At 37.7% G+C, this 13,582-nt stretch carries 9 protein-coding genes and 6 tRNA genes; 10 read left to right on the forward strand and 5 right to left on the reverse strand.

The features are described 5' to 3' along the window. Positions 1-30 precede the first annotated feature (30 nt). Entirely contained in the window at positions 31-4,536 is a 4,506-nt protein-coding gene (locus AC2117_RS03335; RefSeq protein ID WP_133971917.1) for an Hpt domain-containing protein, read from the forward strand. Then, complete coding sequence (locus tag AC2117_RS03340; protein WP_197730979.1) at positions 4,536-5,003, forward strand: hypothetical protein; 468 nt, start codon at positions 4,536-4,538, stop codon at positions 5,001-5,003. The genes AC2117_RS03335 and AC2117_RS03340 overlap by 1 nt, the downstream gene beginning before the upstream one ends. 34 nt (positions 5,004-5,037) lie before the next feature. Here the strand turns inward: AC2117_RS03340 and dapE are convergent, their stop codons facing one another. From dapE to AC2117_RS03355, 3 genes are all read right to left on the reverse strand, one after another. Beyond that, positions 5,038-6,174: a succinyl-diaminopimelate desuccinylase gene (gene dapE / locus AC2117_RS03345; RefSeq protein WP_133971919.1), complete on the reverse strand. Its 1,137-nt coding sequence runs from the start codon at positions 6,172-6,174 to the stop codon at positions 5,038-5,040. 125 nt (positions 6,175-6,299) lie between these two features. After that, a complete protein-coding gene (locus AC2117_RS03350; protein WP_003655297.1) occupies positions 6,300-6,443 on the reverse strand; it encodes an entericidin A/B family lipoprotein in 144 nt (47 codons plus the stop codon). 122 nt (positions 6,444-6,565) lie between these two features. Then, entirely contained in the window at positions 6,566-7,447 is an 882-nt protein-coding gene (locus AC2117_RS03355; RefSeq protein ID WP_133971921.1) for a DUF1853 family protein, read from the reverse strand. Positions 7,448-7,550: 103 nt separating this feature from the next. On the opposite strand from AC2117_RS03355, the gene AC2117_RS03360 reads away from it, so the two are divergent. From AC2117_RS03360 to AC2117_RS03395, 8 genes are all read left to right on the forward strand, one after another. Then, the gene (locus AC2117_RS03360; RefSeq protein ID WP_133971922.1) at positions 7,551-7,910 is read left to right on the forward strand and encodes a YbaN family protein; all 360 of its coding nucleotides are present in this window, start codon (positions 7,551-7,553) and stop codon (positions 7,908-7,910) included. A gap of 158 nt (positions 7,911-8,068) precedes the next feature. Continuing rightward, positions 8,069-8,572 (forward strand): cell wall-recycling L,D-carboxypeptidase ElsL, encoded by a 504-nt coding sequence (gene elsL / locus AC2117_RS03365; protein ID WP_133971924.1) that lies wholly within the window; start codon positions 8,069-8,071, stop codon positions 8,570-8,572. Between the two features lie 207 nt (positions 8,573-8,779). Then, positions 8,780-8,855 (forward strand) — tRNA-Val (locus AC2117_RS03370). Positions 8,856-8,879: 24 nt separating this feature from the next. Then, a tRNA-Asp gene (locus AC2117_RS03375) sits at positions 8,880-8,956 on the forward strand. Between the two features lie 48 nt (positions 8,957-9,004). Then, positions 9,005-9,081: transfer RNA gene (locus tag AC2117_RS03380), tRNA-Asp, on the forward strand. Between the two features lie 87 nt (positions 9,082-9,168). Continuing rightward, positions 9,169-9,244: transfer RNA gene (locus AC2117_RS03385), tRNA-Val, on the forward strand. 37 nt (positions 9,245-9,281) lie between these two features. Next, positions 9,282-9,358: transfer RNA gene (locus tag AC2117_RS03390), tRNA-Asp, on the forward strand. 66 nt (positions 9,359-9,424) lie between these two features. Next, positions 9,425-9,500, forward strand: a tRNA-Val gene (locus tag AC2117_RS03395). A 502-nt stretch (positions 9,501-10,002) separates the two neighbouring features. On the opposite strand, the gene AC2117_RS03400 is transcribed toward AC2117_RS03395, so the two are convergent. Both AC2117_RS03400 and AC2117_RS03405 read right to left on the reverse strand, forming a co-directional pair. Beyond that, a complete protein-coding gene (locus tag AC2117_RS03400) occupies positions 10,003-10,788 on the reverse strand; it encodes a YdcF family protein (protein ID WP_133971926.1) in 786 nt (261 codons plus the stop codon). 115 nt (positions 10,789-10,903) lie between these two features. Then, positions 10,904-13,486: a PepSY domain-containing protein gene (locus AC2117_RS03405; RefSeq protein ID WP_133971928.1), complete on the reverse strand. Its 2,583-nt coding sequence runs from the start codon at positions 13,484-13,486 to the stop codon at positions 10,904-10,906. Positions 13,487-13,582: the final 96 nt, after the last annotated feature.

A 13,582-nucleotide genomic window follows, 5' to 3' on the forward strand; every position in this document is an offset into this window, starting at 1 on the left:
TTTAGGAGATAAGCAAAAGAAGCCTTTGCTATGAAAGAAATATTAAAAACTTTAACTGAAGCAATGATGCTACCGGAAGATAGCTATTCTCAACAAGATGCCGAATTTCTTGAAATCTTCGTTGAAGAAATTGAAGAAATTTTTGTTGAATTGCAATCTTCGATTCATGAATGGATGCAATCTAGAAATGTTGCTACGCTGACTGAAATCCGTCGCCATTTTCATACCTTGAAAGGTTCTGGGCGAATGATTGGAGCTAAATCCTCCGCAGAGCTTGCTTGGACTGTAGAAGATACGCTTAATCGGGTAATCAATGAGAGTCTCAGATTAACTCCTAACATCCAACAATATGTTCAGTTGGTATTTAAATTCTATTTCTTTAAATTAGTAGATGACTTTAAATCTAGAAAGGAACATGCAGTAGATTTTAGACCTCTAATTTTATTGGGACAACAATTACAACAACAGCAAAGTTTAGAGCCTGCTTTAGAAGAACTTTTATTATTGTGGGATACTCTTACTGCGGAAACGAAAACTGGTTTAGAGGTAAATGATTTAGAACCGGAATCAGATAATTTAATTCTAGAAACCGCTATAGAAAGTGAACATAACCTTGCTGAAACCTTAGTTTTATTTATGGAAGAAGCGGAAGAACACTTAGCGACTATCGATCAGTTTTTAGAACAAGAAATACATCAGCACGAGAGTTACAATGCGCTCATCCGTGCATTACATACGTTGCGCGGTAGCTCGGCAATGGCTCAGGTAGAGGCAATTTTTGATGCCAGTACCAAGGTTGAGCATTTATTCAAAATCCTATTACAAGAAGAGCTATCTTCTCATTCAAAAGAGATCGTGCTACTCCGTGATTACCGTCAGTTTATTCGAAATTGTTTAGATTTATTAGCTGCGCATTACTCTAATGAGCAATTAGACTCTAACCTGAAACAATTCAATCAGGTTTGGGATGCTTATATGGAGCAGCATGGGGAGCATTCGAGCCCACTCACGCCTCCACATGGTCTAGTATCTCAGCTGTTACAGCTTGATGTTTCAGAATTACTTGATGCAGAGTTAGATTTTGAGAAAGGAATTCGTTCTGAGTTTCCTCACTATCTTGAGCGTTTAAGTGAACAAGCTGATTTGTTATTGCAACATACCCAGTCTCAGGCAATGGTTGGTTTATATGAATACACTAACCAGCTGAAAGATAGCTATGACATGTTGCTTGATCGACCTGATTTATTACAATCAGATTATGTTTTTGAAATTTATCAAAAAGCACATCAACAATTAATTCAGTTATTTGATGCATTAGCTGCGGGTCAAAGAGTTAGTATTATTGAGCAACACCAAAATATTTTGGAAGAGCTAAAACTATATACCCAGCATATTCCAAGTCTTAATTCTGAACTATTAGACATTCATCAAGGAGTTGTTGAGTCGCTATTTAGTGTTGATGTAGAACAAACAGCAAATGAATCTTCGGCATCTATCGAAAGTGTATTAACTGATCATGTAGCAATGAGCCAGAGTGTACATTTAGATCGCCAGTTCATGTCTACTGAGCACGTAAACCGTTATTTTGATCCAGAACTGTTAGATATTTTTCTTGAAGAAGCCGATGAGTTGCTTGAAGGAATGGATACAGATCTTAATATTTGGGTTAATGACCAAGAGAACTTTGCTGCGCTTAATAATCTGATGCGCTATTTGCATACCTTAAAAGGTGGGGCAAATATGATTCAGGCAAATTATATTGGTTTAATTGCACATGAATTAGAAAGTATTTATGAGCGTATAATTCAAAGACAGTTAGTTACTTCATCTGCTCTCATTGATTTTATTCGTCTAGTTCAAGATGATTTAGCCGATCGTCTACAAATAGTACGTGAACAGCACTTAGATTATGCTGCTTCTCATACTATTCAAGCACTTAAGAGTGCGGGTACGGTATATAATTTACTTGGGTTTGCTGTTAAAGAGATGCAAGCAGAGTCTGAAACTGATGTTATATCGGAATCAAGTTTTGAAGTATTACAACAAGAAGCTATACACAATACTGCGTTAAATCTCGATGAGTTAACTTCGAATTTTGAGCAGATTGTTGAGTCTAATATTAGACTTGTTGAACACACAGAATTACAAGTTTTTGATGCAGAAGGCTATACAGATAATATTCAAGATCAGGATATTGACTCTGTTGTCGAGCAGACATTTATGGAGGAAGCGGCCGAACTGTTAGAGATGGCCGATCACCTATTAAAGCAGTGGTTTGAGCAGCGTACCAATCGTAGTATCTTGCTTCAGCTACAAAGAGCAGTGCACAGCTTGAAGGGTGGTTCCCGTATGGTGGGACTTGAAACCGTACAAGCGATTGCTTATCAACTTGAAAACGCTTTTGAAAAATTTGCGCTTTATCATTTTAGCTCAAATATTTATGACAACTTGCTAGAGAGTGCGATTGTTTGGTTAAAAGAGGCAATTTTCAAGCAAAATTATCAACATTTTGACGGTTTACAACAAAGTTTAGAAAATATTCAGTTTATTGAAACTGCAATACAAATTCCAAGTAAGTTGACCAGAACTGATTTATTTAGTACTGAACCTGTAATGAGCTTTGTGCAAGGTGATGGTGCAGAACCGCCGCCAATGATGGGGGCATGGGAACAAGCACAGCATCTTGAACAAAATAATGAGATGATCCGGGTTTCGGCAGATTTAATTGAGAAAATGATTGATTTGTCTGGTGAAAATTCGATTAACCGTTCACGAATTGAAATGGATCTCAGTCAATTTGGTCATACGCTCGTGGAAATGGAATTAGCCATTCAACGACTAGCAGACCAGTTACGTCGAATGGAAGGCGAATTAGAAAGTCAGATTATTGCAAAACACGGTATTGAGCACTCTCGTTATACAGAATTTGATCCTCTAGAAATGGACCAATATTCTTCATTGAATCAATTATCGAAATCACTTGCCGAATCTGCATCGGATTTAGTGGATTTCAAAAATACATTATCCGAAAAAATCAGAGACACCGAAAGTTTACTGGTACAACAATCACGTATTCAGGCCGAAATTCAAGAAGGGCTAATGCGAACGCGATTAGTACCATTCTCTCGATTGCTACCTCGTTTACAAAGAATTGTGAGGCAGACTTCTACTGCGTTGGATCGACCAGCAGAGCTTTTTGTTAATAATACCGAGGGTGAATTAGACCGGACGATGCTAGAGCGTTTGGTTACACCACTTGAGCACATGCTTCGAAATGCAATCGACCATGGTTTAGAAGATCGTGTGCAACGTGAACAAGCGCAAAAACCAGAGACTGGGCGTATTGAACTGAATATTCATCGTCAAGGTACGGATATTGTTGTTACATTTAAGGATGATGGCCGAGGTATTGATATCGAGAAGGTCCGTCAAAAGGCTCTCTTGTCTGGTTTGATTAAGTCTGAACAAGTATTAGAACATCAAGATATTTTACAGTTGATTTTCCATCCCGGGTTAAGTACAGCCGATCAAGTCACTCAGATTTCAGGTCGTGGTGTAGGGCTAGATGTTGTACAAAGTGATATTAAAGCTTTGGGCGGACATGTGAGTGTCGACTCTGTGTATGGGCAAGGAACAATCTTTACAATACGTGTTCCAACCACAGTAGCGGTTAGTGATGCATTAATGGTTAAAGTTGCTGATCAGCAATTTGCAATTCCATTGGCTCAAATTGATCGAATTGTTCGAGTTTCACCAACCTCATTAGAACAGTATTTTGGAAGCGCACAAGAATTCTTTGAGTTTGAAAATAAACGTTATCCATTACGCTATTTATCTGAGTTTGTTGGTAATCAACCAATTCCACGTTTAAGTGGGATGATGTATTCACTACCAGTATTAATGATTAAGACTAATAATGGACAAACAATTGCATTATTAGTTGATCAGCTTATTGGTTCACGTGCGCAGATTGTGGTCAAGCCAATCGGGCAGCAGTTCTCTAGTATTGGCGCGATTGCAGGCGCAACTATTTTAGGTGATGGTCAAGTTTGTCTAATTTTAGATGGACAAAATATTGCTCGCCAAATTCAGTCTACCCGCCGACATAAGCCGCTTAATGAAGCTATCTATAGACAACGTGAGTCTGATGAGCGCCGTCTTATTATGATTGTAGATGACTCTGTTACAGTCCGTAAGGTAACAACTCGTTTACTCGAACGTCAGGGCTATGATGTAGTAACTGCTAAAGATGGTATCGATGCAATTGAGCAGTTGGAAAATATTAAACCAGATCTGATGCTGCTTGATATTGAAATGCCGCGAATGGATGGCTTTGAGGTGCTTAACCTCGTACGACATCATGATCTACATCAAGATATGCCAGTCATTATGATTACATCAAGAACTGGCGAAAAACACCGTGAACGAGCATTTACTTTAGGGGTTAACCAATACATGGGTAAACCTTTCCAAGAAGAAGACTTACTTCACAATATTGAAGCTTTTTTCATGACACGTGAAGAGGAACTTGCCTAATGGATAGTCATATCAGTACATCATTAATTAGTGAAATGGATCAGCAAGAACTTCAACATTTAATTACTGTTTCAACTGGTTTTATTGATGCATATATTATTGAATGTGATCAGCAAGTGCCGATGCTATTGCCACAAAATATAGTGTTATCAGCTATGGATGTTAAAAATGGTATCAAGCATATTGAATGGCATGACGTAAAACTCTCGGTCTATTCTGTGCACAATGAAGTTGATTCGCGAGCGGTGGCATTAGTTATTGAAAGTGAAGATATCAACCAACGTTTTGCGCTCATATGTAAATCGATGCCAGTTTCAGTCCGTTTACGTATTTCTGAAGTCGTAGATGAAAATGAGGATATACAAGAGACTTTACAGCGCCCAACGGTATTTAAATATGTGCGTATGGAGAATCAACGCTACCACGTTCCTAATTTGCAATATATCCAAAATTCGCTTCATCTATAAAAAAAGGAACTCATTGTGAGTTCCTTTTTAATTTTTATTTAGCTAATAAATTTTCTAAAATTTGCTCATAAATATCAGTCAGTGGATCGAGGTCATGTACGTCAACATGTTCATTAATTTGATGAATTGTTGCGTTAAGAACGCCTAATTCTAAAACCTGTGCGCCTGTTGGAGCAATAAAACGTCCGTCAGAAGTACCACCACTTGTTGAAAGCTCGGTTTCAGTGCCAGTTACATTTAAAATAGCAGTTTGAGCCGCATTAACGAGTTCACCAACTGGAGTCAGGAAGGGTAAACCAGACAAATTCCAAACGATTTCATATTGTAAACCGTGTTTATCTAAAATCTCATGAACACGTTGTTTAAGCTGTTCAGCAGTCACTTCTGTTGAATAGCGGAAGTTAAAAGTAACTTCTAAAGTACCTGGAATGACGTTGGTTGCACCCGTTCCGGAATGAATATTTGAAATCTGAAATGATGTTGCCGGGAAATATTCATTTCCATTATCCCAAACACTTTGGCATAGCTCTGTTAAAGCAGGTGATGCTTCATGAATTGGGTTTAGTGCTAAATGTGGATAGGCCACATGGCCTTGTTTACCTTGGACTTTTAATACTGCATTAAGTGAACCACGGCGCCCATTTTTAACAATATCACCTAATTTATGAGTACTTGAGGGTTCACCTACCAGACACCATTTAATTTTTTCGTTACGTTCTTCAAGAGTCTCAATAACCTTGACCGTACCGTTAACCGCAGGACCTTCTTCATCAGAAGTAATCAGAAATGCAATAGATCCTTTATGGTCTGGATGTTTTGCTACAAAACGCTCAGATGCGACAACCATAGCTGCCAAAGCTGTCTTCATATCTGCCGAACCACGACCATATAATTTTCCATCACGGATTTCAGGTGCAAATGGGTCCGAATTCCACGCTTCTAATTTACCTGTTGGGACGACATCAGTATGACCTGCAAAACAAAATACAGGTTCTTCAGTTCCACGACGTGCCCATAGATTATCTACCTCACCAAAACGCATTGGTTCAATATGAAAACCAACTTGGCTTAAACGGTCTGCCATGATGGTCTGGCAAGTGTGATCAATTGGAGTAACAGAAGGTTGCTGTAAAAGTTCTAGGCTAAGCGAGAGAGTATCTGAATGGTTCATACCGGAAATTGTGTACTGATCAGGTGAAATATAGTCCGATATAATAGGCGAATCTCTACGTGATGGGTACGTAAAAATAAAAAAACCTTATCAGAGCGATAAGGTTTTTCAGTGATAACTCTAACTTACATTTTATCTTGTGTTTTTTCAGCAGTATTCGTTACAGCATCACCTGCTTTAGAAACATCTTTACCAAAACCCTTAAACGTATTACAGCCTGTTAAAACAACAGCAATCATGACAGAAGCAGCTAAAACTTTTTTCATCATTTTCTCCGTTTAAATTTAATAATGAAGTAAATTTAGATTAAAAAACAAACGGAAAAAGAAACATGACTGTTTAATAGTAAAAACGTTATAAAATGTTTCTAGAATCTTAAAGTTCTTGTTAATTATTTAAATTTCTGCGTGTTGGACTTAAATTTTAAGTATGAAGGGTGTCTAAACATATAAAACAGAGCCTCCTGACCATTTTTACAATATAAACCGTCTGTCCACCAATGTGCCGGACCTGAACTAGGTTGTTTATTTGGACACAGCCATTCATGTCTTTCTAATCGATAAAAAGAAGAATGAGGAATTGTTGTGCCCCAATATCCCAAACGACGCTTTAAATTTATCCAGTCAGGTAGGGGCTGCTGCAAATTTAAATCCAAAGGAAGATAAAGTTGTCCCTTTAAAACAGCAAAACGTTGTTGAATTTCGAAGTTTAAGGCTTCAGGAAACTGAAATTGTTTGTTGGTAAAGTGATAAAGCTTTTTGCTTAAAGTATCCTGACGGTTTAGGCCAATCCATTGTTCTAAATGTAAATCTGCTTCACCCAGATAATATTTTAAGGCGACCTCCCAATGTTCAATTTTTTGAGTTTCTTTATTTAAAATTAAAAAATCCAGTTCGCCTAAGGTTTTTGCCCCCTCAATTTTTTGAATACTATGTCCCAATAATTCATAGGGATGATACTGATCCTCTTGCAACCAAAACCAAAGTAGATGTTCAAAACGTAAACCTAGGCGTGTACTTTTAAGCTGAGATAAAAACTGAATTAAAGGCTCAGGTGACTGATCGAGTTCTATTAAACGCGGTAAATAGTTTTGAAAATGAACTTCCCAAAACTCACTTGGATGTAGCTTAAAGCGATGTTGTATACATAAACTTTTTGGTAGTTGGTAAAGTAAATTTGGACTAGCAATACAAAATGCAAGCTGTCGAACGATAGGATGTTGAAATTGAAGCCATGGTTCGAAATAGGACGTTTTAACTGAGGCAATATTCATACATTTAATACTCGAAGTAATTCATCCTAATTTCATAACGGATCAACAAAAAATATTAGAAAAACACTTTATACTAACGCTAACAGCAGGTTAAGGTTTATATATGCGAACATTGTTCTGGCGCACTTTAGTCGTGATTTTTATCACGCTAGGCATTATTGGAGCAATTTTACCAGGTATGCCGACCACAGTGTTTTTGATTCTGGCTGCTTGGGCTGCTTCAAAAGGCTGGCCACAAATGGATAATTGGTTGTTAAATCACCCTAAATATGGACCAACATTACGTAATTGGCGAGCCAATGGCACAGTACCTCGTAAAGCGAAGTGGATTGCAAGCATAATGATGGCAATTAGCGGAATTATAATGCTATTTACTTCAGCGCCACTTTTTGTCAAGGCTTTTACTGATATTACTATGTTCATCGTTGCAGTTTGGTTATGGCTACGCCCTGAGCCAAAATAAAAGATTAATAATCTTTTATTTTGGTGCAAGACAAGCAGTGAAACTGCGCGTAGATAGAAGAAGATTGATAATCTTTTATTTTCACTGCAAGAGAAGTCCTTACAATAATTTTTTACTTAAACTCAATGTATTTGAGTTGATATAAGAGAATGAGTTCAATGTCTCAATTTAAACTCGAAGATGCAGATGTTCTCATCGATTTAGCAAATCAAACATTAACTTTGCCTAAACATAATAAGTTTTATGTTATCTCTACAGGAAAGAATGGAATCGGTGAGCAGGAAAACACGGGTAGAACACCACGTGGGTGGCATAGAGTGGCAAAGAAAATTGGTGCAGAGTCTCCCCGAAATGCAGTTTTTATCGCGCGTAAGCCAACAGGGGAGGTTTATAGCACTGAGTTAGCTGCGCAATATCCTGAGCGAGACTGGATACTTTCTCGTATTCTCTGGTTAGATGGTCTAGAGACTGGGTTTAATAAAGGGGAAGGCTACGACACTATGCAACGTTATATCTACATTCATGGAACTCCAGACACGCAGCCAATGGGGGTGCCAATGTCACATGGGTGTATTCGAATGCGTAATGAAGAAATCATTGAGCTATTTGATTTAGTGGCTGAAGATGCATTAGTTTATTTGTCTGAACAATCTTTAACCTGAATGTGAGTTTTAGATATTCTTGATGAGGTGTGCAAACGCAGAAAATATTGAAATAAGTGTTTAAATAAAATACAAAAAATTGTTTTTTACTTAATAATGACTTATTTTTAATCATTCATTCGCATTTTTTTAAAAAGAAGTCGAAAAGCGTTTGACACCTGTTAAAGATTCTCTATAATGCACCTCACAAACGATGAAGACGTTAAAGGGCGCTTAGCTCAGTTGGTAGAGCGTCTGCCTTACAAGCAGAATGTCGGCGGTTCGATCCCGTCAGCGCCCACCAAGCCTTTACGTTAAGCTCTCAAGTGCAGCGGTAGTTCAGTTGGTTAGAATACCGGCCTGTCACGCCGGGGGTCGCGGGTTCGAGCCCCGTCCGCTGCGCCACTTAAGACTTAACATCGTTTTACCCCACAATTTCGATATTGTGAAAGTGCAGCGGTAGTTCAGTTGGTTAGAATACCGGCCTGTCACGCCGGGGGTCGCGGGTTCGAGCCCCGTCCGCTGCGCCACTTTTCAGTTCGGGTTGTGTTTGGAAGATGATTTAAGATGTTAAAATCTTATATCAATAAATTAATGAATAATTAGTTTTTCTTCTGGGGCGCTTAGCTCAGTTGGTAGAGCGTCTGCCTTACAAGCAGAATGTCGGCGGTTCGATCCCGTCAGCGCCCACCATATATGTGACCATACTTTACTTTTAAAGTATTGTAGTGCAGCGGTAGTTCAGTTGGTTAGAATACCGGCCTGTCACGCCGGGGGTCGCGGGTTCGAGCCCCGTCCGCTGCGCCATTCTCTTGATTCCCTTGTCTAGAGAATGTAGAGTATAAAGATACATTCGTTATCTTTTCTCATTAAGGGCGCTTAGCTCAGTTGGTAGAGCGTCTGCCTTACAAGCAGAATGTCGGCGGTTCGATCCCGTCAGCGCCCACCATTATTTCTTTCAAAAAATTAAACTCTTCTCCTATTCAAATCGCTTATTTTCTTATACTTTTAATTTTCATGTAGAATTATTTGTTATATGAACAATTCTAAATTAATTTTTCTATTGTGAAATTAAAGTTCCTATATCTTTAGATGAATAATTCTTAAATTATTGTTTTCATTCACCGCTTGTCTCTTCGTTATATACACTTGAACGACTTGAATCTGTAATTTGAATTATTTAATAGCTAAACGAATTATTTGACTGTTTTAAGTATTATGGTCTGAATTATAAATTAAAAATATTTTTCAAAAAAATTATTAAAAGCTTTAGTTCATTTAAACCTAATAAGTGCTTTATTCTTATAAACTCACCTTACTCGCTTGCACCTAAAGGTCTATATTTGTGCTCATTATTTATAATCTTTATTAAATACATTTGTAGCAAGAGCGAATATTTGTTAGATAAAAAAACTGCTATTTTTTAATAGCAGTTTTGAAATAGGTCAGTCTTAATATTCTTTTAAAAACCATCCACTTGCAAAAGCAAAGTATTCTCGTAACCAAGAGTTGTAGCGAGTAGCTAATGGTGTTTCTGCCGCCACTGTATAAACTTGCGTATAACCTTGTTTTTTAGCAATAGCCGCTGCTCGTGGAGTGTGAAAATCGCTTGTCACAATAGCTATGGGTTGGTCTAGGGTAATGTGGTGTTGTGCTAATAGTGGTTTACTATTTTTTAAATTAAGCTCAGTACTTGTACTTTTATCTCCAAGTATCATTCGTTCTTTTGCTAAATGATAATGTTGTTCTAGATAACGCGACATTACTAATGCTTCGCTTTCCTTTTCTGAAAAATCAAGGCCTCCCGTTACAACAACTTTTGCTTGGAGCTGTTTTAGAGCAATAGGGGCAGCTGTATCTAAACGTTTTGCAAGAGTTTTGGATGGTTGACCATTTTCAACGCCACTACCTAATACAATGATTGCCTTTACTGGAGGGAGGTTTTGACTTGTTTCTTTATTCTTTTTAATAAAATCAAAAAAATAGCCTAAGCTAATTAGCCATATCCAGAGGCATAACCAGCCGAAACGCCAAAGTGTGTGTAAGCGGTAATGATAGAAGAAAAAACGCTCTAAATGATAATAAAATAAAGAATAGAGGCAGAAGAAAGCACCTAAAATTAAAGGGATAATTGTGCCGACATTAATTTTATTGAGACAAATTAAAATTAATCCATCCAGAAATAAAATCGTACCAATGATTGCTAGGAAAATACGGATCCACTTACTGACTTGCATTGTGTTTACAGTTGCAATTTAAATTGCAGACAGTGTATGCAAAATCATTCTGAATGCAATAAAAAACCGAGTAAAGCATTTGCGCTATTACTCGGTTTTTTTAATTTATTGAGCTTTAATAAACATCACGACGATAACGACCTTGTTGTCTTAATTCATCTAGCTGTTCATCACCTAGAATTTCAACAAGTGCTTGGTCGACTCCGCTTGCCATGCCATCAATACTTCCGCAGACATAGAGAACAGCGCCACGTTGTATCCAGTTTACTAATTCTGCTGCATTCTGACGGATTATATCTTGAACATACATGCGTTGTTCTTGATCTCTGGAGAATGCTAAATCTAGATGTTTTAACATTCCTGTTGTTTGCCATGCTTCAATAGTTGATGCATAGAAGAAATCACATGCTTTTTGACGTTCTCCAAAGATTAACCAGTTCTCGGTGTAGTCATGACGAGTACGTGTATGTAATAGGCTCATTAAACCTGCAATACCAGTACCGTTACCAATACAAATAATAGGGCGGTTGTCATCAATAAGATGGAATGATTCATTGGTACGAATGCGCAAAGCAATCTCATCATTAATTTGCGTATGTTGAGTCAGCCACCCAGAACCTAACCCTAAATTTCCAGACTCATCATATTGTTGACGAACAACTAAACGAAGCACTTGCTGGGAAGGGATGCTGGCAATTGAATATTCGCGTGTTGGTAGCGTAGGGAGCTGTTCCAATAAATGATCTAGATTAGCAAATGGTTCAATTTCACCAGTTAAATCTTTATTCCAAAGTGCTTTCTCAATTGAAATCTGTAATGAATCAACTTGTGAATTTTTAAGAATATGGTGCTTCTGTAAAAAATCGTGAATACGTTCAAGGCTATTACCAGGTTGAATTTCGGCAATATCACCCGCTTGCCATATCGCTTCGTGCTTTGCATTAAGCTCAATATTATAAGCAGGTTGACCTAAGCTACTCGGGTTGAGTAAGTTGCGTTGTTGTAATATCCAGGTATCAAAAACTTTTTCTAAATTTACAGCATGCAAATCTAATTTAGTTGCTTTCGCAAGTGCTTGATTCCAGTTTTGAATATCCGATAGGTGTGCATTATCAACTTCAACTGTATTAAAGAGGGCATGAGCACCATTCGTTTTAAGCCAAGCATCTACTGCATGACCAAAACTACAATAAGTATCAGGATATTCTTTAGAGCCTAATGCCAAAACAGCATAGTTCATATGTTTAAGGTTCAGATTCACTTTTAAAAGCTTTTTAGCAAAACCTGTAGCAAGATCAGGAGCATCACCAGTACCGTAAGTACTGATCACAAATAGAACCTGCTCATGCTGCTCTAAATCAGATTGTGTTAGCTGCTGTACAGGTTTAACTTGAACTGGCTGATGAGCTTCTTGTAAACTTGTTGCTGTACTCCAAGCGAGTTGTTCAGCTACACCAGTTTGAGTTGCGTAGGTAATAAGCCAAGGCTTTGCATTTGGATCAATGTATTGTCCTGCTAAAGTCTGACGAGCAGCCTGTGTTAATTTTTTCTGTTTGCGGCGTTTAAGATAAAGCATCAACCCTGTAACAAAGAATAAAGGCATTGCCAATGAAGCAAGCATTGCAAAAAATTGATAAATTGGTCCAAAGAAGCTACCTCGATGCACGGGTAACATGCTACTCATGATCTTTTGGTTAAGCTTTTTATCTTCATAAAGTTCAATCTTTTCGATATTGCCATTTTTATAGTTATAGATTGCTTGGTTGCGTGCACGTTCATGTGATGGTTTAGCATCGAGAAAGCTTAATTCAATTTTTCCATCATCTTTTTTAGGTAGGCTCAATGTTAGCGTCGAATAGTCACGTCCGATCTGACTATTGAATCCACTCCATGTTTGATTAAGTGCTGTAATGAGCTGAGTATTATCTAATTGAGGTCCTGATTTTGTATCAGTATTACGGTCAGCTCGTTTGTTTTGTTGCATTCCTCGATTTTGAGGGGGAGCGCCATGACTTTGAGGTTTAGGTTGTTCAACGCCCATCACTTTGAACATGCCATTACGCCACCAGTCATAAGACCAATATAGACCTGTACATGCAAAAAGAAGATAAAAAACAATTACCCATGTCCCAACAACAGCATGTAGATCCCAAATAAAATTTCGGCCTTTCAGTTTTGGTTTAACCGCGAGCCATTGACGGGCAGAATGCTTTTTAGGCCAGCGTAAATATAATCCACTCAAGACAAAATAAATGAGCATTAAGGCACAAGCACCAGTAATTTGCTTGCCAACTTCGCCTGCGGTTAAATTACGGTGAATTTTTTGTATGAGTAACAACAGTTGTCGACCTTTAATATCGGGCAGAACCTGAGCGTTATAAGGGTTAACCATCATATTGTAGCCTCGGCGTTCTCCTTCTTTTTCAATGTTGACAGTAGAAGAAGCAGTTGGGTCCTTGGCAATCGTAATGCTATTAATTTTAATTTCAGGCTGAGTTGTATTGAAATATTGATATAGCTGAGCAGGGGTTAATTTTGGTGTGTTTTCAGCTTGAACAACATAACTATCAGAATTCACCCATTTTAAAATTTGTTGGTCATAAGAATAAATTGCACCTGTTACACCCATAATGGATAAGATTAGGCCAGCAGTAATACCCAGAAACCAATGAATTTGAAATAAAATTTTTTTAAACATGGTCGAAAATGTAAATATGATGGAGATCTTGTAATGAAGTATAGCCGAAGATTGAGTAGATAATATGGATTTTGTAGATAATATTAATTTTCATTA

Origin of the sequence: Acinetobacter calcoaceticus (genome assembly GCF_900520355.1) — a bacterium.
GTDB lineage: Bacteria > Pseudomonadota > Gammaproteobacteria > Pseudomonadales > Moraxellaceae > Acinetobacter > Acinetobacter calcoaceticus_C.